Annotated in this window: 24 protein-coding genes, 1 pseudogene and 1 other annotated feature; of the genes and pseudogenes, 18 read left to right on the top strand and 7 right to left on the bottom strand. The window is 48.0% G+C overall.

What is annotated here, in order from left to right; translation table 11 throughout:
* The first annotated feature begins 22 nt into the window (after nucleotides 1-22).
* From C0Q44_RS16230 to C0Q44_RS16220, 3 genes are all read left to right on the top strand, one after another.
* A complete protein-coding gene (locus C0Q44_RS16230) occupies nucleotides 23-931 on the top strand; it encodes an ABC transporter ATP-binding protein (RefSeq protein ID WP_105408295.1) in 909 nt (302 codons plus the stop codon).
* Nucleotides 924-1724: an ABC transporter permease gene (locus C0Q44_RS16225; RefSeq protein WP_105408294.1), complete on the top strand. Its 801-nt coding sequence runs from the start codon at nucleotides 924-926 to the stop codon at nucleotides 1722-1724. The genes C0Q44_RS16230 and C0Q44_RS16225 overlap by 8 nt, the downstream gene beginning before the upstream one ends.
* Nucleotides 1725-1850: 126 nt before the next feature.
* On the top strand, nucleotides 1851-2930 hold the full coding sequence (locus C0Q44_RS16220; protein ID WP_258166363.1) for an AI-2E family transporter: 1080 nt from the start codon (nucleotides 1851-1853) through the stop codon (nucleotides 2928-2930).
* A 169-nt stretch (nucleotides 2931-3099) separates the two neighbouring features.
* On the opposite strand, the gene C0Q44_RS16215 is transcribed toward C0Q44_RS16220, so the two are convergent.
* Complete coding sequence (locus C0Q44_RS16215; RefSeq protein WP_105408292.1) at nucleotides 3100-4446, bottom strand: hemolysin family protein; 1347 nt, start codon at nucleotides 4444-4446, stop codon at nucleotides 3100-3102.
* Nucleotides 4447-4825: 379 nt separating this feature from the next.
* On the opposite strand from C0Q44_RS16215, the gene cls reads away from it, so the two are divergent.
* Both cls and C0Q44_RS16205 read left to right on the top strand, forming a co-directional pair.
* The gene (gene cls / locus C0Q44_RS16210; protein WP_105408291.1) at nucleotides 4826-6265 is read left to right on the top strand and encodes a cardiolipin synthase; all 1440 of its coding nucleotides are present in this window, start codon (nucleotides 4826-4828) and stop codon (nucleotides 6263-6265) included.
* A gap of 350 nt (nucleotides 6266-6615) precedes the next feature.
* Nucleotides 6616-7527 carry a YitT family protein gene (locus tag C0Q44_RS16205; RefSeq protein WP_181151027.1) on the top strand — a complete coding sequence of 304 codons (912 nt, stop codon included), beginning with the start codon at nucleotides 6616-6618 and terminating at the stop codon, nucleotides 7525-7527.
* A 56-nt stretch (nucleotides 7528-7583) separates the two neighbouring features.
* Here C0Q44_RS16205 and ligD read toward each other — a convergent pair whose 3' ends face one another.
* The 5 genes from ligD to ku all read right to left on the bottom strand — a co-directional run bounded on the left by ligD (nucleotide 7584) and on the right by ku (nucleotide 13010).
* Nucleotides 7584-8474, bottom strand: coding sequence for a non-homologous end-joining DNA ligase (ligD, locus tag C0Q44_RS16200; protein ID WP_105408290.1), 891 nt, complete (start codon nucleotides 8472-8474; stop codon nucleotides 7584-7586).
* 82 nt (nucleotides 8475-8556) lie between these two features.
* A complete protein-coding gene (locus tag C0Q44_RS16195) occupies nucleotides 8557-9507 on the bottom strand; it encodes an ATP-dependent DNA ligase (RefSeq protein ID WP_105408289.1) in 951 nt (316 codons plus the stop codon).
* A gap of 40 nt (nucleotides 9508-9547) precedes the next feature.
* Complete coding sequence (locus C0Q44_RS16190; RefSeq protein WP_105408288.1) at nucleotides 9548-10657, bottom strand: GerAB/ArcD/ProY family transporter; 1110 nt, start codon at nucleotides 10655-10657, stop codon at nucleotides 9548-9550.
* Nucleotides 10658-10842: 185 nt separating this feature from the next.
* Complete coding sequence (locus C0Q44_RS16185; protein WP_105408287.1) at nucleotides 10843-11712, bottom strand: VOC family protein; 870 nt, start codon at nucleotides 11710-11712, stop codon at nucleotides 10843-10845.
* 386 nt (nucleotides 11713-12098) lie between these two features.
* On the bottom strand, nucleotides 12099-13010 hold the full coding sequence (gene ku / locus C0Q44_RS16180) for a non-homologous end joining protein Ku (protein ID WP_105408286.1): 912 nt from the start codon (nucleotides 13008-13010) through the stop codon (nucleotides 12099-12101).
* A gap of 196 nt (nucleotides 13011-13206) precedes the next feature.
* Between ku and C0Q44_RS31045 the strand changes: the two genes are divergently transcribed.
* The 7 genes and pseudogenes from C0Q44_RS31045 (at nucleotide 13207) to C0Q44_RS16145 (ending at nucleotide 19439) form a co-directional block, all read left to right on the top strand.
* Complete coding sequence (locus C0Q44_RS31045; protein WP_258166362.1) at nucleotides 13207-13503, top strand: hypothetical protein; 297 nt, start codon at nucleotides 13207-13209, stop codon at nucleotides 13501-13503.
* Between the two features lie 4 nt (nucleotides 13504-13507).
* Nucleotides 13508-13684, top strand: a complete 177-nt coding sequence (locus tag C0Q44_RS16170) for an H-type small acid-soluble spore protein (RefSeq protein ID WP_105408519.1) — start codon at nucleotides 13508-13510, stop codon at nucleotides 13682-13684.
* 221 nt (nucleotides 13685-13905) lie between these two features.
* Nucleotides 13906-14388 carry a tRNA (adenosine(37)-N6)-threonylcarbamoyltransferase complex ATPase subunit type 1 TsaE gene (gene tsaE / locus C0Q44_RS16165; RefSeq protein ID WP_105408285.1) on the top strand — a complete coding sequence of 161 codons (483 nt, stop codon included), beginning with the start codon at nucleotides 13906-13908 and terminating at the stop codon, nucleotides 14386-14388.
* A gap of 2 nt (nucleotides 14389-14390) precedes the next feature.
* Nucleotides 14391-15239: a tRNA (adenosine(37)-N6)-threonylcarbamoyltransferase complex dimerization subunit type 1 TsaB gene (tsaB, locus tag C0Q44_RS16160; RefSeq protein ID WP_105408284.1), complete on the top strand. Its 849-nt coding sequence runs from the start codon at nucleotides 14391-14393 to the stop codon at nucleotides 15237-15239.
* Nucleotides 15240-15256: 17 nt separating this feature from the next.
* Nucleotides 15257-15778 (top strand): ribosomal protein S18-alanine N-acetyltransferase, encoded by a 522-nt coding sequence (rimI, locus tag C0Q44_RS16155; protein WP_105408283.1) that lies wholly within the window; start codon nucleotides 15257-15259, stop codon nucleotides 15776-15778.
* Nucleotides 15775-16830, top strand: a complete 1056-nt coding sequence (tsaD, locus tag C0Q44_RS16150; RefSeq protein WP_105408282.1) for a tRNA (adenosine(37)-N6)-threonylcarbamoyltransferase complex transferase subunit TsaD — start codon at nucleotides 15775-15777, stop codon at nucleotides 16828-16830. Before rimI ends, tsaD begins: the two co-directional genes overlap by 4 nt.
* A 531-nt stretch (nucleotides 16831-17361) precedes the next feature.
* Nucleotides 17362-17705: a binding site (T-box leader), on the top strand.
* Nucleotides 17706-17883: 178 nt separating this feature from the next.
* Nucleotides 17884-19439: pseudogene (locus C0Q44_RS16145) on the top strand (2-isopropylmalate synthase).
* Nucleotides 19440-20324: 885 nt separating this feature from the next.
* On the opposite strand, the gene C0Q44_RS16140 reads toward C0Q44_RS16145, so the two are convergent.
* A complete protein-coding gene (locus C0Q44_RS16140; RefSeq protein WP_105408281.1) occupies nucleotides 20325-22283 on the bottom strand; it encodes an ABC-F family ATP-binding cassette domain-containing protein in 1959 nt (652 codons plus the stop codon).
* A 278-nt stretch (nucleotides 22284-22561) separates the two neighbouring features.
* On the opposite strand from C0Q44_RS16140, the gene C0Q44_RS16135 reads away from it, so the two are divergent.
* The 6 genes from C0Q44_RS16135 to groES all read left to right on the top strand — a co-directional run bounded on the left by C0Q44_RS16135 (nucleotide 22562) and on the right by groES (nucleotide 26305).
* Entirely contained in the window at nucleotides 22562-23212 is a 651-nt protein-coding gene (locus tag C0Q44_RS16135) for a 5-formyltetrahydrofolate cyclo-ligase (RefSeq protein WP_181151026.1), read from the top strand.
* Between the two features lie 5 nt (nucleotides 23213-23217).
* Nucleotides 23218-23721: a cyclic pyranopterin monophosphate synthase MoaC gene (gene moaC, locus C0Q44_RS16130; protein WP_308737429.1), complete on the top strand. Its 504-nt coding sequence runs from the start codon at nucleotides 23218-23220 to the stop codon at nucleotides 23719-23721.
* 37 nt (nucleotides 23722-23758) lie between these two features.
* The gene (locus C0Q44_RS16125) at nucleotides 23759-24244 is read left to right on the top strand and encodes a MogA/MoaB family molybdenum cofactor biosynthesis protein (RefSeq protein ID WP_105408279.1); all 486 of its coding nucleotides are present in this window, start codon (nucleotides 23759-23761) and stop codon (nucleotides 24242-24244) included.
* A 211-nt stretch (nucleotides 24245-24455) separates the two neighbouring features.
* Complete coding sequence (locus C0Q44_RS16120; RefSeq protein ID WP_105408278.1) at nucleotides 24456-24704, top strand: twin-arginine translocase TatA/TatE family subunit; 249 nt, start codon at nucleotides 24456-24458, stop codon at nucleotides 24702-24704.
* Nucleotides 24705-24782: 78 nt separating this feature from the next.
* Nucleotides 24783-25565: a twin-arginine translocase subunit TatC gene (tatC, locus tag C0Q44_RS16115; protein WP_105408277.1), complete on the top strand. Its 783-nt coding sequence runs from the start codon at nucleotides 24783-24785 to the stop codon at nucleotides 25563-25565.
* 458 nt (nucleotides 25566-26023) lie between these two features.
* Nucleotides 26024-26305: a co-chaperone GroES gene (groES, locus tag C0Q44_RS16110; RefSeq protein WP_017690077.1), complete on the top strand. Its 282-nt coding sequence runs from the start codon at nucleotides 26024-26026 to the stop codon at nucleotides 26303-26305.
* Nucleotides 26306-26336 lie beyond the last annotated feature (31 nt).

Here is a 26336-nt window from a genome sequence, read left to right as displayed (position 1 = left end):
CGTCCATGAAGGAGGGGATTGAATGCAACAGGAGCCGGTCGTCCGTATTCAGGGCGTCAGCAAGATCATATCCTCCCGATCATTGGTCAGCGACCTGACTCTGGATATTTCTCCGGGGCAGGTTTTTGGTTTTTTAGGACCTAATGGCGCGGGGAAAACAACGACGATTCGAATGATGGTTGGATTGATGTCCATCAGTAAAGGTGACATTTTGATCTCCGGACACAGTGTGAAGAATGAGTTTGAGAAAGCAGTAGCACAGGTAGGGGCCATTGTGGAAAATCCGGAAATGTACAAGTTTCTGACCGGGTACCAGAATCTCGTTCACTTCGCCCGCATGTCGCCGGGAGTTACCAAAGAACGGATTGCGGAAACGATTGAGCGTGTGGGGCTTACAACCCGTATCCACGATAAAGTCAAAACCTACTCCCTGGGCATGCGCCAGCGTCTGGGTGTCGCGCAAGCAATATTACATAAACCGAAGTTGCTTGTACTGGATGAGCCGACCAATGGACTGGACCCACAGGGCATACGGGAACTGAGAGACTATTTGCGTGAGCTCACCCGAGAGGAAGGCATTACGGTCTTCGTATCCAGTCATTTGTTATCAGAAATGGAACTGATGTGTGATACGGTGGCCATTATTCAGAACGGCAAGTTGATTGATGTAAGAAATCTTCGGGCTGAAGCGGGGGCGGATGCATTAATCGAAGTTGCTTTTGAAGTGAATGATGCGGGCCTCGCAGCTGATTTGTTTGAGGATGCCAGCGTACAGGGCAATGTCCTGGTACTGCGGTTGTCCCGTGAACAGATTCCGGATATGAATGCCAAGCTGGTTAGTGAAGGGTTTCAGGTATACGGTATTCGTAACGTGACTCACACCCTGGAAGAACAATTTTTACAAGTGACTGGGGGTGGAGGCATTGGGTAGTTTCGGTAATTTGATATTAAATGAAAATATGAAAATTTTCCGTCGTCCCCGTACCTGGATCATGTTAGCCATTCTGGCTTTGATCTCACTGTTAATGCCAGTGTTATTGCGAGAAGGCATGGGAACCATGGGTGTTTCGTTCTGGCAAGCGGCAGTAACAACCATACAAATTGTATTCTTTCTGAATACGATCTTCTGTGTCGTGATTGCAGCGGAAGCGGTAGCTGGGGAATTTACTTGGGGAACCATTAAGCTGTTGCTGATTCGGCCATGGTCACGAAGCAAGATTCTGGCTTCCAAATACCTGACCGTGATCATCTTCAGTATTCTGAGTACACTGCTTGTCATTGTAATGGCAACCGGAATGTCCTATATGCTTTTCTCGCATGACACGCTGGACGCTCAGCCAGGAAGCAGCAGTTCAGCTGCTAATTCACTAGCATTATGGGGATATCTGTACGTTGATCTGTTTATTACGCTTGCGATTGCCTTTATGGTGTCTTCCGTATTTCGTTCAGGTGCACTTGCGATTGGATTATCGCTGTTCATTATGTTCTCACAGAGCATCTTCTCACTCATATTTAATCCGGTTCGCTATGAGTGGGCCAAGTATGTTCTGTTCAACAACATGGATCTTAGCAAATACATGAACTCCACGGCGGACCTTGGTTTGATGGGTGGACCCAGTGCAGGAATGTCACTCGGCTTCTCGGTTGCCGTCCTGGCAGTATATTACGTTATTTTCATGGTGATTTCCTGGGTTGTGTTCAACAAAAGAGATGTGGCAGGCTAACGCCTGCTTCTTTTTTTTGTTCGGATGTGGCATACCTCTCATTTCAGGGTACATACTATATAACGCTAGATACATATTATCGCCGCAGTCGCATTGGCATAGCAGCGCATGGAGGGATCACGTTTTTTGATAAACAATAAATTCTACCGCGTATGCACAGCAATCATCTTACTGTTGCTCATCGTGTATCTGGGAGATAAAGTGAACTTTATTTTCCGCCCTCTCACATCGCTGATCCATATCATTATTATTCCGTTGCTGATTGCAGGTTTCTTCTATTATCTGCTCCGTCCACTCGTCGATTATATGGAGCGGCATAAGCTGAAGCGAGCCTTGTCTGTTCTTATTATTTATGTGGTCATTGGACTTATGATCGCGGGGTTCAGCGTACTGGTATGGCCGTCTCTGCGGGAACAACTATGGAATTTCGTAGAGAACACGCCTGCTCTGATTGCCTCACTCAGTGATCAGTTGGCTGGACTGGAGAACAATCGTTTCCTTGCCCGTTATCTGCCTGAAAATTCCGATCTGTTCTCCCGATTATCCGATTATCTGAGCCAAGGGATCACCCAGGTAACCGATTATATCTCCGGGTTATTCTCGGTCGTATCCAATCTGGTCATTATTCTGGCAACGTTCCCGATCATGCTGTATTACATGCTGAAGGAAGGCAGCAAATTCGGAACGAATCTGACCTTGTTGTTGCCCAGACATTATCGAAAAGATGGAGAAGAGACCGTTCATGAGATCGATGAAGCACTCAGCAACTATATCGTTGGCCGGGTTATTGTCAATGTAGCCCTGGGTATTCTGATGTACATCGGTTTTCTCTTCCTTGGATTGCCATATGCGCTGCTGCTAACCGTCGTATCGATTATTCTGAACTTCATCCCTTATGTGGGGGCACTGCTGGCAGCCATTCCTGTTGTCATTGTAGGGTTCATCGAATCACCTTCGATGGCAATCTGGTCACTAGTCATCGTTATTATTGCACAGCAAATTCAGGATAACCTGATCTCACCTTATGTCTACGGCAAACAGCTCGATATTCATCCACTGACTACCGTTATCCTGTTACTTGTGGGTGCCGATCTGGGAAATATTCTGGGGATGATTATCGTTATTCCGCTGTATATGATCCTGAAGATTATGATTCTAAAAATTCAGAATCGGATCGTTGAAGATCGAGCAGAACCATCTGATTGATGGGAGCCCTAACGCACCGGAGCAATGGGCTTTATTAGGTCAGAACGTGCTTTCTTTAAAATAAGTTCATCATGCAGCTGAAATTAAAAGGGGCGTCCCGTCATTATTCATGACAATGGGACAGCCCCTTTAGTTAACTCCAATCGTAACCGTATGTTGATAGTCCAGATTATGAATGGTTCTCGTCTTCATCTGCGTAGTCTGACATGGTCAACGGTTCCTTGGGAACAACGGCGACTTTGTAGAATCGATTCTTGTCTTTTTCCAGTAAAACGAAGGTCATATTCTCGATTTCATATTCTTCCTGTTCATTCATCTCCGGACGATGGCTATAGAGCCATCCACCAATGGTGTCCCACTCATCTGCATCCAGGTTGGACATGAACATGTCGTTCACCTTCGATAAGGAAACCTTGCCATTCATAATGACATAATTCTCATTGATGACCTGAATCTCCTCCACTTCGTCTGCGTCGAACTCGTCGCGGATCTCACCAACGATCTGCTCAAGCACATCCTCAATGGTTACAATTCCGGACGTTCCTCCATATTCGTCGACCAGCACGGCGATGTGTACTCCATCCTTCTGCATTTTCTTGAGCAAGTCCTTCACAGGAGTTGTTTCGTGAACAGCAGATACGGGCTGAATCAGGGAAGACAAATCGACAGGTTCATCATTTCCGTAGAGTTCCAGGAAGAATTGCTTCGTATTAATGATTCCGATGATATCGTCTTTACTCTCATTGACGACTGGAAAACGGGTATATTGCTCTTCACGAATGATCTCCAGGTTTTCCTCGTTCGTTCTATTCACATAAAGGCAGACCATATCGGTCCGGGGAACCATGATTTCTTTGGCTAACATCTCATCAAAAGCAAAGATCCGGCTTACATAACCGAACTCGGCTTGGTTGATTTTACCACTTTCAAAACTTTCATTAATAATGATCTGCAACTCTTCTTCAGAGTGTGCATCTTCATGTTCAGAAGCAGGTTTGATTCCGAACAGTTTCACCAGTTGGTTCGCTGAGCCGTTTAACAGCCAGATAAAAGGATACATAATTCGGTTAAACCAGATGATAGGTGTAGATGTCAGCAGTGCGACAGTCTCGGCTTTGCGGATTGCAATCGTTTTTGGAGCGAGTTCACCAACCACAACATGCAGATACGTGATGGAAGCAAACGCAATAACAAACGATAAGAATGAAGACACCGCCTCAGGAATTTGCAAGCTTTCAAACACAGGGTGGAGAATCTTCTCTACCGTCGGTTCACCCAGCCAACCCAGTCCCAGAGAGGTAATCGTGATTCCAAGCTGGCAGGCGGACAAATAGCCATCCAGATTGGCAACGGCTTGTTTCACAGCCAGCGCACGTTTGTTTCCTTCTGCAATCATTTGGTCGATCCGGCTCGGACGAACCCGTACCAGAGCGAACTCCACTGCAACAAAAAAAGCCGAAAGTCCTATCAAAAACGCAACCAATACTAAATTTAACGCATACCTCTCACTTTCCATTCACTGCTCTTCTCCTTTAGGTAATAAGTTTTTAACGAGTATTATATCTAATTTTACGTAAGAAGACCACCTTCTCATAAAGAAAAGAGGAAGAGTCTGGAAGGGGAATTGATCTGCTTAGGTGGTACAATGCTGTTCTGTTTGATGAATAACTTCATATGTAGAAGGTAACACAGTCAGAATATACAACCATTGAACAGAAAATCAGATGATCCAACTCATGTAATTTGTGATCTTATGTAAAGTTTTATCTAAGCAAACGTTACGAATAGGGTCTACATTGGGTATCTATGATTAGCTGCTGACTTAATCGTCAAAGCTGGGTTTATTGAAAAAGAACGACAAGGTCATGCAGCTTGCCACCTGAGGAGGAAGCCGAATGTTCTGGCTGGTTATTATTTTATTCGTGTTTATTTTTCAGGCGGCCACGATTCTTTTGCTGGAATTTCGTAATCCGGCAAAAGCGGTGGCTTGGCTGTTTATTTTGTTCTGCGTACCACTGATCGGTTTTGTGGTGTACTATTTCGTGGCGCAGGATTATAACAAACGGAAAAAACTTCGCAAGGGCGGATCACGTATCTTTCGGGAAATGAGGGAGACGATCTGGAAACAAGCGCACATCATCGGAGATGTGGAACAGATGCCTGGCAATCGCTTCAAGCATCAGCATCGCTTGTTCAATTTGTTGTCCCATCTGTCTGAAAGCCCCATCACGGGTTGCAATCATAGTACGGTGCTCACGAACGGAGAAGAGGCATTTGGGGCCATGCTGAAGGAAATGGAGAAAGCGAAACATCACCTGCATGTGGAATTTTATATCTTCCGTGATGATGTGATCAGTACCAAGTTTCAGGATGTCATGATTCGTAAGGCACAGGAGGGAGTGAAGGTTCGGTTTATCTGTGACGGTCTGGGCAGCCATAAGATGAGCTGGAGCTTTATTCGTAAACTTCAGGATGCGGGCGTGGAGTTTCATTACTTTCTGCCGCCACTGATTGCCACGGTAGACCGTAGAGTCAATTACCGGAACCACCGCAAAATTGTTGTCGTGGATGGACGGGTTGGCTTTGTGGGTGGCATGAATGTAGGAGATGATTATCTCGGACAATATCCGGAGGTAGGTTTCTGGCGGGATACACATGTGCAGATTGAAGGAGATGCCGTATACTTTCTGCAAAGTACGTTCCTTAATGACTGGAAGCTTGCTGCCGGCGAGCGTATTACCGAACCCCAGCTTGCGGAATTGTTCCCGCCTCATATCTGTAGTGGTGAAGAACGAATTCAAATCCTGGCGAGTGGGCCGGATCAGGATTGGGATGCCATTCAGGAGATGTGTTTTGGCGCCATATCGGTAGCGTGTCAGCGAATATACATTACCACACCCTATTTCATTCCGGACCCGGCCTTGTACGAAGCCCTCAAAACGGCTGCTGTCAGCGGAGTGGATGTGAGAATTATTATTCCCTATCAGTCCGACTCTCGACTGGTACATCTGGCGTCACTCTCATACGTGGAGGAACTGCTGCGTGCAGGCGTCCAGTTCTTCCAATATCGTAAAGGTTTTGTGCATGCCAAAGTGATGATTGTGGATGAACTGCTTGCAACCGTAGGCACGGCCAATATGGATATGCGCAGTTTTTTCTGTAATTTCGAATTGACCGCTGTGTTGTTTGAGACATCTTCTATTGATCGTTTGGTCACCGATTTTGAACGTGATCTCGGGGAGTGCAGCCAGATCGATACACGGGTGTTTCACGAGCGATCACGATGGCAAAAAGGCGCAGAAATGCTTTCTCGGATGCTTTCTCCGCTTCTATAGCCGATTTAGGGCAGATTTCTGAAGATAAGTTCACTTTTTGTGAATTTATCTTCTTTTTGCTAAGTATTTTGCTCAAATTTGATCTTTTATGATATAATAGATATATAAATCATGTCTTGACGAAGGAGGGGAGTCTGCGGGAAAACAGGCTCCCTTTTGCTCTCTTTTGAAAGTGTAGACAGGGATTAAGACAATTTTGAATCCATTTTATATCGCCTTTAGATGCTTGTGCTCGTCATAGCCAGGGTACATGTAGAATGCAATTTCTTGTTCTTCTATATGTAGATTCACCCTGAGTATTTAAATGATTTATAAAATGGATTCACACACTGATTGAACGGGGGGATACCATGTCCAATGTAACGGTGAAAGAACTAACAGCCAAGACAGCTGACCGCGGGGTCAAAAGCTCGGTGTTTACATTGAAGCTTCTGCAACGAATTGTAATGATTCTGGTGGGTGCTGCACTGATGGCTGTGTCGCTTGAAGTGTTTCTCGTGCCGAATGGTGTTATTGATGGTGGAATTACAGGGATTTCAATTATGGTGTCAGAGCTTACACATCTGCCGCTCGGAATATTTCTGACCGTGCTCAACTTGCCTTTCCTGATTCTGGGTTACAAACAGATTGGTAAAACATTTGCGTTATCCACACTGCTGGGGATCGTGGTCATGTCCATCGGGACATCATTGTTGCACCATGTTCCTGCATTAACACCGGGAGAGCCGCTGCTCGGAGCTGTATTCGGCGGATTGATCCTTGGAGTGGGTGTTGGACTCGTAATTCGGTCTGGTGGCTCACTGGACGGTACAGAGATTGTGGCCATCCTGCTTAGTGAGAAATCACCGTTGTCTGTAGGACAGATCGTATTGTTCATTAACGTATTTATTTTTGCAGGTGCAGGATTTGTTTTCGGTTGGCCGAATGCCCTGTATTCCATGATTGCATATTATATTGCGATGAAGATGATTGATATCGTGAATGAAGGACTGGATCAGTCCAAATCAGTATGGATCATTAGTGAGAAGTATCGTGATATCGGCTCAGCTCTGACAGATCGTCTTGGCCGTGGTGTGACGTATCTCGATGGAGAGGGCGGATTCAGCGGGGACGAGAAGAAAATTATCTTTGTTGTGATCACCCGTTTGGAAGAAGCCAAGCTCAAAACCATTGTTGAAGATTGGGACCCGCAAGCCTTCGTGGCAATCGGTAACATTCATGATGTGAAGGGCGGGCGTTTCAAGAAAAAAGGTATCCATTAGCTATAAAACGTACGCATGAACGATAATAGCCGACACCCTTGTGATGAGGGAGTCGGCTATTTTTTCTTCAAGTGATTGAGGATCAGTTCAATCGGTTGTGGTTTAACTGCCGCAATCAAATCGCCGATTTCATTCAGGCGTTCGATAATGTTCATCAGATGGTAATCCTTGATCGAGACGTTGTTTCGAACCTCATCCCAGGTAAGCGGAGTAGAGACGGTTGCTTCTGATTTGGCGCGGGGTGTATAGGGGGCCGCCAGAGTCTTGCCACCATAATGCTGAAGATAGTCAAAGTATATTCGGTCTCCACGTTCTTTTTTGAGTCGTTCCAGTGTGAACAGATCCGGGTGCTTCTGGGTGACATATTTGCCAACAAAGTAACCAATATCCCGCAATTCATCAAAGGTCACACCTGGGACAATCGGCACGATGATTTGAACTCCTGTGGCTCCTGAAGTTTTGGGGATGGACTGTAGACCAAGGGAGGTCAGGGTCTCCCCTACGATGAGTGCAGCTTGCATGATCCGGGGTTCATGTTCCTGCGAGGGGTCCAGGTCAATCATCCATTCACAGGGCAGATGGCTTCCAATCACATGCAGGGACGGATGGAATTCGAGTGCAGCCAGATTGCCAAGCCACAACAATTCAGGAAGTCCATTCATAACCACATATCGGATGCCATCATGTACTTCCGTGCGAACATATTCGGGTACAGGCTCGGGGGCATTCTTTTGATAGAAAAATGTTCCTCCAGCCCCGTGAGGGTAGCGTATGGTCGTGAGTAGCCTATCTCGCGTGTACGTGAGCAGGTAAGGGGCAAGTGCAGCCAGCTTTTGCAGATAGATGGCTTTGGTTACCCCCGCATCCGGCCATAGCAGCTTGTCCGGGTTGGTTACGGTAAGTTCTATACCTTCGATTACAATGGTTCCTTGGATCTTAGGGGCCATGTACATAACACCTCCAATGCGTAATCCATTATTGAATCCGTTGCTGGAATGATCGGCTGCACGATTTCTAGCTGGTTTTTATTTATTGAAGCAACTGGTTCGCCAGGCAATCCTCACGGGTTACGGCTGCAAAGGTCTGAATACTGGGGTGGCGGAGTGTGCGATGATGTGTCAGTTCCATATACTGAACTTTGACACCTACTTGTGGTTCCACCCAGGTGGTCTCCGCGCTGCGCTCGGGTACATTATGGAACGGCCTTTCCTCTCTGATCAGAGGCTGTACTTGATACGTGAGTTCTCGCCAGGTATTAGAGTTAAGCTTGCCAGTCCCGACATGACCAATATAGACAAAATGAGGTCCATCATATACACCAACCGCAACGGCGTTCACGATACCGCTCCGGTAAGTGACTCCGCCGATCATGGCATATACATCATGCATGATTTTGACCTTCTGCCAGCGCTGATCCTTGCCCTGAATCCCGTAGTTGCTGGAAAGATCCTTGCACACGATTCCTTCCATCTGATGCTGTCTCATCACTGTAAGCAGGGAAGCTGCATCTGGTGCATTGGTTACCTCCTGAACATGGGGAGCAGGATTGAGCACCTCATGCAACAACCGCTGACGCTCTGCCAGTGGTCGTTCCGTCACCCACATTCCCTCGTAGAACAAGATATCAAATACCATATAAGTGACTGGAATCTGGTGTACAGCTTGTGCGATGCCATCAGGCCTGCTCATGCGATCCCGCCTGAGAACGTGATAGAACGACGGTTTACCGGTGTCCGGGTCCAGTGCAATGACTTCACCATCCAGAATGTAAGAGGAACCGGCACATAGATTACGTGGAATCGCCAGCTCGGGATACTGTGCGGTTCGTTCATGCAGTCTGCGGTTTATCAGACGCAGCTCTTGTCCGTCCTCATAAGCGAGCATGCGGACACCGTCCCATTTGATCTGTGCTATCCACTGCGGTCCTGTGGGCAAGGTATCCCGGGATATGGGTTCAAATGGAATAATCGGTTTGAACATGGAGAACTCCTTTCTCATTCCTACTGGAGTGACAGCTGGATTAGGTGGATTGTTTTATTTTTCGTAAACGCATTTTCATTTGATGTACCAGAATGAGCATTAGCGGTAAAGCAATACCGCAAGTAAGATCCCAATCAATCCAGTAAGGAATGATCACCTTGAGGTAAAAGTTCTCGTCAGGCGCAATGAGAATGGACATGGCGAAGATAAGTCCCGAGCCGGGTAGTATCAGTGAACGGTAGTTGGCCAGGCGAAACAGGTGAGCCAGACTCAGGATGAAACTGTAGAAGAACAGTACACTTTTGAAGAACACAGCGATGAGCCATACAGATGCCATGAAAGCCTCAATCCGTTGCAAAAAGTTGCCTATACTGATCTTCTGTGCAAGATTGAACGCGGTGAACCAGTGATGCTGTGTCAAGAAAGGGCCCATGACCAGCAGACACATGCTGAGAATCAGCGAAAGTAATAAGCCGCCAATCATGCCCGATAGCAGAAAATCCTTTTCTAAATGGGGTTCTTTCTTCGTATACGGAAGGAGCATCATGAAGATGCACAGTTGGCAATAAGGATATGTAAGTACAGCGATAAAACCTTTGAATGGTCCAAGAAAGCCTTGTGCAAGCACAGGTTTAATGTGACTCAGCTGGACGTTGGGAAGCAGGCACACGGTCAGTATAAGCAGAAAGAGCACGATTAAGGGAAGAAAGATTTCGGCACTCTTGCCGATGCTCTCCAGACCCGAGAGAAGGCCCCAGGCAAGTGTACAAATAAAAACCAGATGCAGAATCCCTAGCGGAGAATACGGTAAAATGTGGGTGGTCATGAAATCGCCGACCTCCCTGATGTACGTAGAGGTACTGATCAGAAAATAAAAGATATAAAAAGAGCTGAACAAAGCTCCGATCCAGGGGCCTAATGTTTGAATGACATTCTGGATGAGGTTTAATTGGGGATGCTGCTTGTAGGCAACAAGCATGATAAAGAGTATACCGACTCCCCCGGCAACACCCAACAAGGCGGATATCCAGGCATCCTGCTGGGCGTAAGAGGTAATCATGGAAGGGAAGAGCAGAATCTGCTCACCGATGGTGCAAAGAAACATGAGCGAAGCAAGCTGCCTGACGGTCAAGCGCCCCTTTTCAATCATTAGAATATCTCCTTAACCAATCTTGTCTGCGTTCATGGTTAGGATGTACCAATTATGCCAGTTCTATAAATGGGTATACGAAAAGCCCAGGTAACCGATCTCTCAGTCATGCTGTAGAGACAGACTACCTGGGCAAGGCATACTAGACTTATTAAAGACAAAATAATGTTGCCGTATCAGTGAGATCAGTTACCCGTAGTCAGACGAACACGGATGTTCTGTGGGTCTACCGTAAACCAGGTATCCTCAAGACGTGTAACAGCCGCCTTTGATTGACGCAATTGTTCAAGGGCCTGTTCCAATTGTTCCTCCGTAGAGTAAACAATGGTGAAGTAATCAATTCCTGTAGCGTTATCCGGCTTAACAGGTGCACCCACCCCGGCCCAGATATTCAGACCCAGATGGTGATGATATCCGCCTGCAGAGACAAACAGGGCTGACATGTTGGCAAAGTTGCCGACGATATCGAATCCGAGTACACCGGTATAGAACTCGCGCGACTCTTCCAGACTGCGGACGTGGAAATGAACATGACCAATCACTGTACCTGCGGGCAGGCCGTGCCAAGCTTCGTTCTCGGAGAGGGTGAACAGACCCTCCACATCTACCGGATCACTAGCCATAATGTAATTGTTATCGGCATCCCGTTTCCACGTATCGCGTGCACGATCGGCATAGATCTCAATTCCATTCAGATCGGGATCGGAGAAATAGAAAGCTTCGCTAACCAGATGATCGCCTTGACCGATCTCAATACCTGATGCAGCCATATTGCGGAGAGCAAGCCCCAGAGACTTGCGGTCAGGCAACAGGATGGCGAAGTGATACAAGCCGGCATGTGATCGTTCGGGCAGGGTGATACCATCGGTCAGTTCTTCAAGTCGCAAGAGGGAATGTTTACCGTCCGCTGTCATGGTGGCGACTGTACCCTTGCGCTCCATTAACTTTAGTCCGACCACGTCGGTATAGAACTGTATGGAACGGTCAAGGTTGCTAATCTTCAGACTTACTTCACCCAGATGGGTTGTGGCAGGGATTTGATACATCGTATTCATGTTTATTCCTCCTGGAAGTCAGATATTTGGAAATCATTCATGTATGCTTTGAGATCAGATATTGGAGTACATTTCTTAGAATTACTTGTGCTGGTGTAAGAATGTAACTATATAATCATAAATAAGTTACTTTTCATAAGTTAATATAAAATATAAATCATGTTTCGTCAAGAAAAAGTAAATGTTCAGATCGCGCTGTTAATCAGCAAGGTATAGATCGAAACGCTTCTGTTCGTCTAATATCTTGTACCCGGGAGTGAGTAAAATAGAATTATGCAAAATGCTGAAAATAAAAAAATCCGACTAAACAAGCCGGATCGGAGTTCATCACATTTTACTGACGTTGATCGTGTTTCAGAGAAAAGATTGGTGTTCAACGTGTTACTTCACGCCTTGGGTTTGGCCGGGGTTCTTTTCCGTTTAACTGGAGCAGGGGAATCCGTTTCGCCGCTGGCAACAGCTTGCTCCGTTGTTTTACGTGGTACACGTTTCTTTGGCTTGGCCGTTGTGGTTCCAGGGTCCATGGGGATGGGCTTCACTGCCTCGATACTCGCCTGCAAGGCAGCCATCAAGTCCATCACATTGGCTTCCGGCTTGGCTGGAGCAATCTTGATTTCTTCGCCCGCCACTTTGTGCTGGATGAGATCCAACAGTTTGCTCCGGTAGTCATCGGTATATTTACCAGGTTCAAAAGGGGTGGATAATTGATCGATTAGCAGTTTCGCCATGGTGAGTTCTTTCTCATTCACATTCTGCACTTCGGGCAGGTTCGGGACCTGTGAGACAGGACGAATTTCATCGGGATAGAATATGGTCTCCATCGACAGGCAATCCTCCAGAACCCGAATGGCTGCAAGGCTGCTCTTGGAGCGGATGGAGATTTTGGCAATACCGATTTTGCCGGTGTCACGCATGGCATTCATCAGCAGTTGGTAGGCATTACCCCCAGCCTGATCGGGTGACAGGTAATATGTTTTCTGAAAATAGATCGGATCGATCTCGGTCAGGTCCACAAAGTCCAGTATGGTGATCGTTTTGCTGGCGGAATCATTTAACGCTTCCAGTTCATCTTTTTCGAAAAGCACGAATTTTCCTTTCTCATACTCATAACCTTTGGTGATCTCCTCCCAATTCACGTCCACTTCACAGGAGGGACACTGACGTACATAAGCGAGTGGGCTGCCGCAGACTTTATGGATGTAGCGCATAGAGATGTCTTTGTCTTCGGTCGCCGAGAACATTTTGACAGGGACATGCACAAGGCCAAAACTAAGTGCACCTTTCCAGACGGTATGCATAGGTCGGCTCCTTTCGAAAATTCCTTTTTATTCAATAGTATGGGCATCTGGAGCGCGGGATAATCGTCTTCCGGACGAATTCGTATGGTTCTCCAATACTCGGGGATGATAACAGAAACATGCTTGAGTTCTATTAGGAAATCAGCATGGGATAGCAGGAAAGATCTCGAAACCGAACATGCCGGGAGGTGCCAACATGAAGAACAGACGGGATGGGGAAGAAGCTCACAAGCACGCCTTTACGCCTTATCCACTTAATGAAGCCGAAAGCTCTGAAGAGTTCTACACACCGGCTGCAGCTGTGAACTGGGAGGCGATCACCTCTGAGGAACTGCCGCTCGACCGGGAGTCGTTCATGCTCGACATTGACCGTATGGTGAATGAAGGTCTTGGAGGCGGTCAGGTCACAGAAGAAAATGGCTATATCAGTGACAGTACAACCGATACCATGATTCAGGAAAGGCATGATGATCCGGAAGGGGAGTATGAATAACATGATGGATGTGAAGCGCGCCAAAGCGATCTATGATTCCAGGGATACGATTGCGGTTACGCTGGAAGGTGATCCGGTCTGGATCGAGAATGTGGATGAAGCCAATGGTATGGCAACCGTTCAGGTTGGCAGCAGGCCGGGGAACACCCAGACGGTACGAGTGGATCGCTTGGAGGAGTAGTGATAAGTAACGTGAAGGAATTGGGAAATTGCTGAATAGCATGCGGGTTATAAGATGTGCATAGTACAGCCGGTACCGAGGGGTGCCGGTTTATTTGTTGTTCCGCGTGATGAACGTTCACCTTCGCTTGTTCCCTTCGATGTTGCGGGGGAAGAAAGGGACCGATATAATAAGATTCAAAGTGAACTCAGGCGGCTGGACCGCCAAAGGTGGGGCGTATATTGAATCAGACGCATGAGCAGTGGGTGTATACATCCCATGGCATTGCAGATACAGAAGCGCTCGCGTCCGCACTTGCCGTGCAGGCAAACGCCGGAATGGTGATTGCACTGGATGGTGATCTGGGCGCGGGTAAAACGGCATTCTCACAGAAGTTTGCCTGGCATTTGGGTGTACGGGATGTGGTGAGCAGTCCTACATTTACGTTAATTAAGGAATATGAAGGGCGTCTGCCCTTGTATCACATGGATGTATATCGCATTTCGCTGGAAGAAGCGGATGAGCTTGGGTTGGATGAATATTTCTATGGAGCCGGCGTCAGTCTGGTGGAGTGGTCCAGTATCATTCCCGAATTGCTACCGCAAGAACACTTGCATGTGCAGATTGACACGACGGGTCTGGAAGATCGAACGATTACACTGGATGGGTACGGCGAGACTTATGCAGCCCTATGCCGACAGTTCAGACAGAATGGAGTCAAATGATAATGGAAGATTTACAAAAAAAGCCGCGTCAGCGGTTTTTGGCGTTGGATACGTCCACCGCGATGATGGCTGCTGCGGTGATGGAAGATCATGCGCTCCTGGAGGAACGCAATGAACGGGCCGAGCGTAATCATTCGGTACATGTTGTACCGGTAATGGAGCAGCTGCTGGCCGCCAGCGGCACGCAGTCTGGCCAGCTGGACGGCATTGCCGTCGGCGTTGGCCCAGGCTCATACACGGGCATCCGCATTGCGGTGACTGCGGCGAAGACACTGGCCTGGGCGTGGGACATCCCCGTAACCGGGGTGTCCAGCCTTCAGGCCCTCGCCTGGGGCGGCTGGCACAGCGGCCTCGCCGCCAAGGCGGAAGCTGCGGCAGAGGATGCCGCAGCCGGGGCTGGCGGAACGCTATCCGCGGACCAGGGCGGCACGGGTGCCACCCCTGTCCACTGGATCGTTCCGCTTGTGGATGCACGGCGCGGTCAAGCTTGCACCGCGCTGTTTGCCTCCGCCGGGAGCGATGCGCCCCGGCGTTTGGCGCCGGATGCCATCCGCAAGATGGACGGATGGCTGGAAGACCTCGCCGCCCGCATGGCGGAGGCGGCGCCGGAAGAGCGGCCCGCTGCCGTCTGGTTTGTCGGCGAGACGGGCCCGCATGCTGCGGCAGCGGCGGAGCTTCGCTGCCCCGCAGGAACGGCGTTCCAGCTCGTACCGTATGAGCTGGAGGGCCGCTGGGTTGGGCGCCTTGGCGCCGCCGCGCTGCTTGCAGGTCAGCGTGATGACGTACATGCGCTGGTACCGAACTATACCCAGCTATCTGAAGCGGAAGCCAACCTGTTGCGCAAAGGCTAGAGGGAGAGGGGAAGCAGATGGACAACGTGGAGAATGTCGAGCAGGAAGCAACGTTTCAGTTCAGACTCATGACACTGGAGGATATCCCCGATGTGATGATTATTGAACATGAAGCCTTCACCCTGCCCTGGACGGAAGAAGCATTTCAAAATGAATTGACACACAATCATTTTGCTAAATATATGGTGATGGAACTGGAAGGTACAGCCATTGGTTACGCGGGAATGTGGACCATTATGGATGAGGCTCACATCACGAATATCGCAGTTAGGGGAGCGTATCGTGGACGCAAGCTGGGCGAAAAGCTGCTGGATGAATTAATGAAAACAGCGGTGTATCTCGGAATGGAACGCATGACGCTGGAAGTTAGAGTTTCGAATATCATTGCTCAGCGTTTGTATGAGAAAAAAGGGTTTGAATCGGCGGGTCTTCGTAAAGGATATTACTCCGACAATGGGGAAGATGCGATGATTATGTGGGCGAATCTGCCGCATGCTGGCCGGAGCGGCGAAGAGGAAGGAAGCGTAGTGGATTCATGAAAGATCTCAATGAAACATTAAGTTATGAACCATCCTATATTTTGGCGGTGGAGACAAGCTGTGATGAAACATCAGTAGCCGTAGTCAAGGATGGACGGGAAGTGCTGTCCAATCTGATCTCAAGTCAGATTGAAACGCACAAGGCATTCGGTGGCGTTGTACCAGAAGTGGCTTCACGTAAGCACGTTGAAGTCATTACACTTATGCTGGAACAGGCGATTGAGCAGTCGGGTATTCGTCCGCGTGAACTGAGTGCAATCGCCGTGACGCAGGGCCCTGGGCTAGTTGGGGCATTACTGGTGGGGATCGTTGCTGCCAAAACGCTGGCGATGGCACTGGGCAAACCGCTCATTGGCACACACCATATTGCTGGACATATCTATGCCAACAGACTTACGCATGAACTGCAATATCCGGCAATGGCACTGGTCGTATCAGGTGGCCATACCGAGCTTGTGCATATGGAATCCGAAGGCAAGTTCCAACTGATTGGTCGTACACGGGATGATGCCGTAGGCGAAGCATATGACAAAGTGGCGCGTGCACTCGGCTGTCCTTATCCGGGAGGTCCACATGTGGACCGGATGGCGTCCGAGGCAGAGCATGTAGTGCCATTACCGAGAGTGTGGCTAGAAGCAGGTTCGTACGATTTCAGTCTTAGTGGTCTGAAGTCTGCCGTACTGAACGCTCTCAATCAGGCCAAAATGCGCGGAGAAACATTGGAACCCTCTGCAGTAGCACGTGGCTTTCAGGAAGCTGTAGTCGAAGTGCTGGTTGAAAAAGCCGTACGAGCTGTGCGTGAGTACGGTTCACGCCAGCTGCTGTTATGTGGTGGCGTTGCGGCTAACCGGGGATTGCGCTCGGCCCTACAGGAGCGCTGTGCGAAGGAAGGGCTTGAACTGTTAATCCCGCCAATGGAGTATTGTACGGATAATGCGGCCATGATTGGCGCTGCTGCGTATCTGAAGTGGCAACGGGGAGAAATCTCGGAATTTGATGCCAAAGCAGATCCGGGACTTTCTCTGGAGGCATGGTCCGTTCAGTCCGTGTAGACAGACAAATGAGATTAAGAGTTGACAGCTGGATGTGAAGATTGTATATTAGTTACAAATTTAAACAGGAATTTAGATTCCTGAACTGATAAACGCAATGAACAGGAACAGTAAGGTATTTCCGGGTCTGTAGAGAGCTGCGGGGTGGTGTAACGCAGTCGAAGGAAACCTGAAACTCACCTGCAAGCGGAACGATGGAACACGGAGACTCCCCGGGAGTATCCGAAGGCCGATGTTGGCCCAAAGTACATGGTTACGGGTTGCCTCCGTGAAAGGGCCGTTGTTGGCATAGACCGTTATTACAAGGATTGGCTGACAATAACTGAGGGGGCTTTCAGGCTGCTTCAAGTGATCCGGAAGTGTGCGTGAGCATGCAAGGATATCTTGAATGAACAGGGAGGAAGTCAACAAGAGTGGTACCGCGAAGGTGAACAGCCTGTCGTCTCTTGCATTATTGCAGGAGGTGGCAGGCTTTTTTTGATGTTTTATAAGGGTGATAAAGTAGGAATGAATGAAGTTGGAATTATATAAACAAATGTGATGAACGGGAGCAGTAGAACGATAAAGCGCTCAGAGAGCTGCGGGTTGGTGCGACGCAGTGGCTGGAATCGTTTGAATCTCGCCCGGGAACAGAGTTGTGGAAACATGGGGACGATAGGGATCGTCCAGTTGTCTTATAGTCAACGACGACATGTGTTACACAGCAACGGTTGACCTCCGTTACAGGGTGTTTCTCCGAAAATAAGCTAAAGTTGTGCGAGCCATGCATGATCCAGTGAGTCTCGGAGACGACGAGGTGGATGGAGCCCGGTGCAAGCCTGGACCATCAAGCGAGAGTGGTACCGCGGAGGGGATAATAACCCGCCGTCTCTTATGAGATGGCGGGTTATTTGTGTTTGCTGCCGGCAGCAGAGGGTGGGCAATGGGAACGAACCATATGGAGATTGAAAAGTCAGAAGGACAGAGTGTAAGTCGACGTACACTCTGACGTGATAGAGAGTGCTCTAAATCAAACGAATGATCTGATTTATAATTTGATGGAGGTTGATGAATATGACAACGACTACTAACAAACGCATGATTGAAATTTTTGATACGACGCTGCGCGATGGAGAACAGGCACCGGGAGCAAGTCTGCAACCCGAGCAGAAGATCGAACTGGCGCACCAACTGGCTTCTCTGGGTATCGATGTCATTGAGCCTGGATTCCCGATCTCAAGTCCAGGTGAGTTTGCGGCGGTTCAGGCGATCTCGAGACAATTGCAGAACGTGGAAATATGCGGATTCGCGCGGGCGGTCAAAGGCGATATTGATTCAGCTGTTCAAGCCACAGCGGATGCAGCACGGCGCCGAATTCACCTGTTTATCTCTTCTTCGGATATTCATATCGAGCATCAACTGCGCCGTCCGCGTAGTGAAGTTGTAGCTACTGCCCGTGAGATGGTATCTTATGCACGCCAGTTCACGGATATTGTCGAGTTCACAGCCATGGATGCGGCTCGTACGAAGATGGATGATCTGATCGAGATGGTTGAAGTAGCTATTGAAGCAGGTGCCAGCATCATCAATCTGCCGGATACCGTGGGTTATGCTCTGCCACATGAGTATGGCGAGATGTTCCGCCGGGTACGTGAAGGTGCGAGAGGTGGAGATCAGGTTCGCTATAGCGCCCACTGTCATAATGATTTGGGTCTGGCCGTAGCCAATAGCTTGGCTGCGATTGCCAATGGTGCCTCCCAAATTGAAGTGACCATTAATGGGATCGGAGAACGGACAGGGAACTGTGCACTGGAAGAACTGATCATGGCGCTGGAGACTCGGGGCGATGTGATTGGAGCAACCAGCAATATCAAGCTGAACCAACTGTATGAGACATCTCGTCAGATCAGCCGTGCGATGCATTTCCCGATTGCATACAACAAACCGGTAGTAGGACGTAATGCCTTCCAGCACGAATCAGGCATACATCAGGACGGTCTGCTCAAGAATCGGAGCACCTATGAGATTATGGACCCGGAAGCGCTGGGTATTCCACGCAACATGATTATTCTGGGTAAACATTCCGGTCGTCACGCCCTGAAAGATCGGGTTCGCAAATATGGTTTTGAGCCGGATGAGCAGCAGATGGAACAACTGTATGAGGTGTTCAAAGAAGTCGCAGACCAGCAAAAAGTGGTCAGTGACGACCAGTTACTGCAGATGGTTAGTCAGACCATGAATATTCCAGCACAGGATTATGAACTGGTCGAATTGCAGGTGACGGCTGGGAGCATGACGGATCGAATGGCAGCCGTTCGTATTCGCACAAGCGCGGGAGAACAATCCTATTCTGCCGTTGGCGGGGGCCTGTGGATGCAACCATTCGCGCGATTGGTCAGAGCATTTCCGATGATATTGCATTTGTCGATATGGAGATGCATGCCCTGAGTGGGGGAGAGGGTGCAAGCGCGGAAGCTGTAATTACCGTGGAGCGTGCCGGACGTGAGTTCCGGGGAACAGCAACACACAATGATATCGTCATGGCTGCCGGTCTTGCTTATGTAGCGGCCTGTAATGCTGCTGGATTGAAGGCGGAATCTTCTGAACGTAATGAACAAGTGCATGCGTAGCTCATAGTTGCCAGAAAGCATTAGCAGCAATAGTTATTCAATGTAAATATGCAATGTATGAAGCAAGGAAACAAAGGGCAGGCCTTGAAAGACAGAGGTCTGCTTTTGTCGTTTTATAGGGGAGGGCTAATGAAGAGAGAATACATTTGTCAAGGTGTGATTATAGTTATCCACATATCCAGTGAAATTTGTGGGTAACTGTGTCAAAGTCAAACCAATAGAGTTTTCGAAACGAAAAGGCTTTAGGGGATAGAATGGTTGTGTTCTATCCCCGGAGCTGTGGATAAAGTGGATAACTTAGTGGATAAATATGGTTTTTGTGTGAAAAACGCTATTCTACCGCTGTATAATTAAGCATATTAATGTGCTTGCTATCTTGCTTTTCTGTGGATAAGTATGAGGGCATCCCACATAAAAATATTTTTCATCATTCGAGTAAATTTGACAAATTACAAAACATGTACCTGAAATCTCCGCATGGGAGTGTGATCTCAAGTAACTAAGTTGGAACATCTTTAAATCTCTACAGCCATATAGAGAGCCATGCCATGTTCTAAGGGATCTCACACGCCTTATTTTAGTGATTATGGAGAGGGGAGAAACGTAACGAATCTCATCGACGCTATTTCATTCGAAAACGGCGATAAAAGGCGAATACACGCTTAAAACATGAAAATAGCGCGCCTCCGATTCGTTACATTTTCAAATGGACTGAAATGCATCCAATAGTGTCACCTCAGTTCGTTAACCCAAGTGCTCGAATTATCTGCTTCCGAAAATTTCAACAACATAACACGAAAGGGACAAGGCAGAATGAATCTCCGCTTCGTCCCTTTTTCATGCGTGGATGTTATGGTTCTCCACCCAGCCATGGATGATTTCGTACTATTCCAAAGCTAATTCTTCCCACTCTTCATAAGTCTTGGTGAGCTCTGTCTTACGTTCTTCCGATTGTTGCTGGAGTTCTTGCAGCTTCATATAATCTTGATAGATCTCAGGCAGTGCCATCTGTTCTTCAAGCGCCGCAATATCCGTTTCCAACTGCGCAATCTGTTGCTCCAGAGCTTCCTGCTTGCGTTGGCGATTACGTTCTTCGCGCTTGGCCTGTTTATCCGCTTCGAATGAAGCAGCTCCGGATTTTTCGAGTGAAGCTGTAGTCGGATCGGATTTGGACGAGTTCTTGGACGATGCCTGGCGTGCTTCAGCAGCTTCACGCGCGATGTCCTCAAGCTCCTGTTTTTTCTCCACATAATCATCATAATTTCCGAGATAGTGTTCTGTTCCCCCAGGATGAAGCTCGACAATGCGCTCAGCCATTTTGTTGAGGAAGTACCGGTCATGAGAGATGAAAAGCAGGGTCCCCTCATAGTCCATTAACGCTGCTTCCAGCACTTCTTTGGCGAACAGATCGAGATGGTTCGTAGGCTCATCCAGAATGAGCATATTCGCTTCCTTTAGCATCAGCTTGGAGAGGGAGACACGAGCTTTCTCGCCGCCGCTGAGAGCGGAGATCTTCTTGAGCACATCGTCACCGCTGAACAAAAAGTTACCGAGTACGGTCCGAATGCGTGCTTCTTCCATCCCGGGGTAGGCACTCCACAATTCTTCGAGAACGGTGTTGGACGGGTTGAGTCCCGTTTGCTCCTGATCATAATAGCCAATCTGCACTTTCGTTCCCCATTGGATCTCCCCGTTTACCGGACGTAAACTTCCGGTAAGACATTTCAGCAGGGTGGATTTACCGATACCGTTTGGACCAATTAAGGCAACCGTTTCCCCGCGTCGCAGATCGAATGATACATTGCGAAACAATGGAGAACCCTCGTCATAAGCGACAGACAGCTGATCCACTCGGAGTACTTCCTTGCCTGACATCACAGCCGTTTCGAAGGAAAAATGGGCTTTTTTCAGATCACCCATCGGTTTGTCGAGACGATCCATTTTGTCGAGGGCTTTACGGCGACTTTGCGCCCGTTTGGTCGTCGAAGCACGCACGATGTTTTTCTGAACAAAATCTTCCATCTTGGAGATTTCACCCTGCTGTTTCTCATATTGTTTCATCTGAGTCTCATACTCCGCAGCTTTGAGTTCCATGTAGCGGCTGTAATTGCCTGTATATTTTCTGGAGCGATGTCGTTCGATCTCTACGATGGTCGTTACGAGTCGATCAAGGAAGTAACGGTCATGGGATACGACCAACAGTGCGCCTGAATAACCTCTCAGATAATCTTCGAGCCATGTGAGGGTGGCGATATCGAGATAGTTGGTAGGCTCGTCCAGCATGAGCAGATCGGGCGCCTGAAGCAAAATGCGAGCGAGTGCTAGGCGTGTCTTCTGCCCGCCGCTGAGTGTGGCAATCGGGGTGTCTGGTGCGAATTCGCCAAATCCCATCCCATGCAGCACCATGCGAATGCGAGTTTCCATCTCGTAGCCGCCATGGTCCTTGAACCAGTCGGAGCGTTTGGCGTAACGTTCTAACAGGTCCGCATATTTTTTCTCATCTTCTATTAGAACAGGGTCAGCAATGTCACGTTCCATCTGACGCAGATCAGCCTCAGCCTGTGTCAGATGAGCGAACACGTTCATCATTTCTTCCCAGATGCTGCGGTCGGATTGCAGTCCGCTGTTCTGAGCCAAATAACCGAGTGTGGTTTCTTTAGCTTTAAAAATTTGCCCTCCATCATGAGACATTTCACCAGCTACAATTTTGAGCAAAGTGGATTTACCTGCACCGTTTACACCAACGAGGCCGATGCGCTCGCGTTCTAATATTTGTAAGTTCACGCCGTCCAGGATTGGATCGACACCAAAACGTTTGATAATTCCGGATACTTGCAGCAGCATAAAATTAAGTTCCTCCATAGGTCCAGTTCTTGATTTGACAACTACATCCCAGTTTACATGAAATACAGAGTAAATGCACCGATTGGGAACGGCCCAGGCGTGTAGTCTTTTTGGTCAATCAGTGATAAACTGAAAGTAGGCATGTTATTACATGAGGATTTTGCAGAAAATGAATCATTTTAACCATTTCAACAAGATGACACCTGGTCATAACATATATAAATTGTTTTTAAATGAAAGCTTTTTTACCTTCCCTATCAACAGGAGGTTATTCAAGGATGCAGGATCTTGCGGAACTGAAAATCCAGCTTCGATCCAGACTGAAACAGAGTCGTGATCTGATGGATGTGAGCATGCGTCAGCAGGCAATGACCCAGATTAACGCTGGAATGAAGCGTGAGCTGGAGCACCTTAGACAGGCCAAGAGTAAGGGCTCGAACAGACCCCTTATCATATTCAGCTATTTGTCCTATGGAAGCGAGGCTTCCACAGCCTGTTTGTTTCAAGAGGGTTGGAACCATGGAGATGTGATGCTTGCACCAAAAGTGCTTGCGGAGTCACCTCGAATGGAGTTGCGGCGAGTAACGGGAGAACAGGATACGGAACCAGGAATATGGGGGATACCGGAGCCCAAAAATTCCTGTGTAGTACTGTCGCCTGAAGATTGGCCTAAACTGGATCTCGTCTTGGTACCGGGGCTTGGTTATGACCTTCATGGAGGACGCATTGGCTATGGTGGCGGTTATTATGATCGTTTTGCCGAGATGCTTGCTGCAAAATGTGCAATGACGGACAAGAAACCGTTGATGGGTGCGATGGTATTGCCGGGTCAGCTACAGGATAAGATTCCGATGGACCTGCTTGATCTGCGGATTGATCTGTTGATAACAACCGAAGGTATATTACATATATCGAATAAAGGGTTGTGATGTGATTGAGTTCAGAAAATAATAACGGCCAGTCTTCCGGTGGGAAACTGACCCATTTTAACGAACAGGGACGGGCCCGGATGGTTGATATTTCGGGTAAGGAGGTTACGGTGCGTACAGCTGTGGCCGTAACCAAAGTGACGATGAATCCGCATACGCTGGAAGCGATACGGGAGGGCCGTATCGGCAAAGGTGACGTTCTGGCAGTCGCCCAGATTGCCGGGATCCAAGGCGCGAAGAAAACATCGGACTGGATTCCCATGTGCCACCCACTGGCGCTGACGGGTGTAGATATTCGTTTTCATGATAATGGTGTGGATGAATTACACATTGAAGTTACCGTCAAAACTGAAGGCAAGACGGGGGTTGAGATGGAGGCGCTCACAGCTGCCTCAGCTGCGGCACTAACCGTCTATGACATGTGCAAGGCGATGCAAAAAGATATGATTATCGGTCCAACCATGCTCAATTCCAAGAGTGGTGGCAAAAACGGCGATTATAGCCGATAAGGAACATTTATTTTCATAGAGGAGAAGGGTGATCTTTATGGTGTGGAGAACAGCAATCCTGACAGCCAGCGACAAAGGAGCCCGCGGGGAACGTGAGGATACGAGTGCACAAGTCATTCGGGAGCTGGTGGAAGAAGAGCTCGGTGGTCAAATCGTGGAGTACCGCATCGTTCCTGATGAACCCGATGAGATTATCGCAGCTTTGATTGAGATGACGGATTATTTTCACGCCGATCTGGTGCTGACGACTGGTGGCACGGAGCTGGCCATTCGTGATATTACTCCGGAAGCGACCCGGCGTGTGATTGAACGTGAAGTTCCGGGGATGGCAGAGGCCATGCGATACAGTGCGATGAGCAAAAATCGCTCAGCCATGCTGTTCCGTGGTGTATGTGGTATTCGTGGACGCACCCTGATCGTCAATCTGCCAGGTACGCCAAAAGGTGTGCACGAACATCTGGCAGCCATTATGGATCAGCTTCCAGAAGCACTTCTGATGGTTACGGGGCAATTTAAGCAATAATCCGATATAGACTTATCGATGCTGATTCAGAATCAGCCAGGATACGTTATTAGGTGATTTGCATGGCATCTCTCTTTTGCGAATATTGCGGGTTATGTAAGTGGTTACATCTATGGTATGATTGGCATAATTCAAGAATACAGTCGAGGCGTTGTTCAAATATGAGGGCGAAATTTCGCCGATTCTGGATTTGAGACGAGGAGGAGTACTAATGTTAGGTCAAATTGGACCAACGGGTTTTATTTTGCTGGCCGTGATAGCGTTGTTGTTGTTTGGACCCAACAAACTCCCGGAACTGGGACGGGCAGTTGGACGTACCTTCCGTGAATTCAAAGAGGGCACACGTGACATAATGTCTGATGATGATTCATCCAATCGCAAAGAGCAGGAGAAAGCAAAGCCGCTGGCCGCTGAGAGCACACCTGCAGAGAAGCCTGCTGACAAACGCCTGCCGGAATAATCTTGACGGCAACGAAAGAGAAATCCCTTCCTGCCGGAAGGGTTTTGTATTTTAAGCTGGCAACAATGGGGGGCAGGCATGACGCAGCAAAATGAAGAAATGACGATTACGGAACATCTGAGCGAGCTGCGGAAGCGGCTGATCTACATATTATGCATTTTTGTGCTGGGACTGATTGCAGGTTTTATTGTGGCAGACCCGGTATATCAATATCTGACCAAGGCGGAGTCGGCTAAGGGTTTTGTGCTGCATGCGTTCTCGTTCTGGGACGGGATTGGCATCTACATGAAGATTGCTGGTCTGTTTTCACTCATCATTACGCTGCCATTTACGGTCTACCAGATCTGGAAGTTTGTGAGTCCCGGACTGCGACCGCAGGAACGAAAGGCATCCCTGAAGTATGTACCTTATGTGTTTCTGTTATTTCTGACTGGAATGGCCTTTTCGTATTATGTTATATTCCCAATGGCACTCGCCTTTACGACAGCCATTACGGAGAAAATGGGACTTGTGGAGACCTACGGAATGAAGCAGTACTTCAGCTTCCTGTTTGGAATTGTGTTGCCGGTGTCACTGTTATTTGAACTTCCTTTACTTATTATGTTCCTGACGGGACTGCGGATTCTGAATCCGATTCGGCTTCGGAAGATGCGAAGAGTCTCTTATTTTGTCCTGATCTTTATTGCAGTGGTTATTACACCTCCAGACTTCATATCCGATCTCCTGGTGATGATTCCCTTGCTCCTGTTATATGAAATCAGTGTATTTCTCTCTGCAATCGTATATCGCAAGCAGCTTGCGGCCGATCAAGAGGTTGAATCCCGTTATGTTCGTACCGAGGATAAGAAGCATACAGGTTAGGAAATAAGTTGCTATGAAGCAATAAATATTGGATATCTCATTCATGGCTGGTGCATGACTGGATTGATCGGCAATATGCCCGGAAAAGACGTTCTGTTCTTATCCGGGCTATTTCTGTGGATCGTCTACCTGCATGACAGGACAAGCGGGCATATTATGTCCAACAATGGATACAATGGGAAAAGCACTGTCTTGGGAAAGTTGCAGAAGGGCTGAAGAATTTCGTAGAATAAGAGGAGTAAGTTGCAAGAAATATCCAGGCACAACGGGTGTTATTGGGTGGTGTTGGTGTTAATTCAACGTAAATTCTCGCAGGAATTCATCAAAAGGACTTGAAATCATGCTTCAAGTTGAGTATCATAAAGTTGGTTGTTAGCACTGAACACTGTCGAGTGCTAATACATATGGCTACAACCTACAATGTAAGGTTATATAATTTCAAAAGGAGGCTATTTTTCATGATCAGACCTTTAGGTGAACGCGTATTGGTAGAACCACTGGAGCAAGAGCAAACAACTTCTTTCGGGATCGTACTCCCGGACTCCGCCAAAGAAAAACCGCAAGAGGGTAGAATCATTGCAGTTGGTGCTGGAGTATTGAAAGACGGCGTACGTGTAGCTCTGGAAGTGAAAGAAGGAGATCGCGTTATTTTCTCCAAATATGCCGGTACAGAAATCAAGTTCGAAGGTAAAGAATATTTGATTATGAAAGAAAGCGATATTCACGCGATTCTCGACTAATTCAAATTTAATCGGTTAACCGAACCATATA

The sequence above is a fragment of the Paenibacillus sp. PCH8 genome (assembly GCF_002968835.1).
Lineage (GTDB): Bacteria > Bacillota > Bacilli > Paenibacillales > Paenibacillaceae > Paenibacillus.
Note: the sequence above shows the minus strand (reverse complement) of the source record. Positions and strands in the feature narration are given on the sequence as shown.

Coding starts and splice junctions, on each gene's coding strand:
- ku (WP_105408286.1), bottom strand. CDS start 13,010: ATGCATACCGTCTGGAAAGGTGCACTTAGTTTTGGCCTTGTGCATGTC.
- C0Q44_RS16140 (WP_105408281.1), bottom strand. CDS start 22,283: ATGCTGCTGCAAGTATCCGGAATTATCAAACGTTTTGGTGTCGATCCA.
- C0Q44_RS16195 (WP_105408289.1), bottom strand. CDS start 9,507: ATGTTCAAACCGATTATTCCATTTGAACCCATATCCCGGGATACCTTG.
- groES (WP_017690077.1), top strand. CDS start 26,024: ATGATCAGACCTTTAGGTGAACGCGTATTGGTAGAACCACTGGAGCAA.
- C0Q44_RS16205 (WP_181151027.1), top strand. CDS start 6,616: ATGTCCAATGTAACGGTGAAAGAACTAACAGCCAAGACAGCTGACCGC.
- C0Q44_RS16120 (WP_105408278.1), top strand. CDS start 24,456: ATGTTAGGTCAAATTGGACCAACGGGTTTTATTTTGCTGGCCGTGATA.
- C0Q44_RS16135 (WP_181151026.1), top strand. CDS start 22,562: ATGCAGGATCTTGCGGAACTGAAAATCCAGCTTCGATCCAGACTGAAA.
- C0Q44_RS16125 (WP_105408279.1), top strand. CDS start 23,759: ATGGTGTGGAGAACAGCAATCCTGACAGCCAGCGACAAAGGAGCCCGC.
- C0Q44_RS31045 (WP_258166362.1), top strand. CDS start 13,207: ATGAAGAACAGACGGGATGGGGAAGAAGCTCACAAGCACGCCTTTACG.
- tsaD (WP_105408282.1), top strand. CDS start 15,775: ATGAAAGATCTCAATGAAACATTAAGTTATGAACCATCCTATATTTTG.
- C0Q44_RS16230 (WP_105408295.1), top strand. CDS start 23: ATGCAACAGGAGCCGGTCGTCCGTATTCAGGGCGTCAGCAAGATCATA.
- tsaB (WP_105408284.1), top strand. CDS start 14,391: ATGGAAGATTTACAAAAAAAGCCGCGTCAGCGGTTTTTGGCGTTGGAT.
- C0Q44_RS16190 (WP_105408288.1), bottom strand. CDS start 10,657: ATGATTGAAAAGGGGCGCTTGACCGTCAGGCAGCTTGCTTCGCTCATG.
- C0Q44_RS16215 (WP_105408292.1), bottom strand. CDS start 4,446: ATGGAAAGTGAGAGGTATGCGTTAAATTTAGTATTGGTTGCGTTTTTG.
- C0Q44_RS16185 (WP_105408287.1), bottom strand. CDS start 11,712: ATGAATACGATGTATCAAATCCCTGCCACAACCCATCTGGGTGAAGTA.
- C0Q44_RS16170 (WP_105408519.1), top strand. CDS start 13,508: ATGGATGTGAAGCGCGCCAAAGCGATCTATGATTCCAGGGATACGATT.
- tatC (WP_105408277.1), top strand. CDS start 24,783: ATGACGCAGCAAAATGAAGAAATGACGATTACGGAACATCTGAGCGAG.
- ligD (WP_105408290.1), bottom strand. CDS start 8,474: ATGGCCCCTAAGATCCAAGGAACCATTGTAATCGAAGGTATAGAACTT.
- rimI (WP_105408283.1), top strand. CDS start 15,257: ATGGACAACGTGGAGAATGTCGAGCAGGAAGCAACGTTTCAGTTCAGA.
- cls (WP_105408291.1), top strand. CDS start 4,826: ATGTTCTGGCTGGTTATTATTTTATTCGTGTTTATTTTTCAGGCGGCC.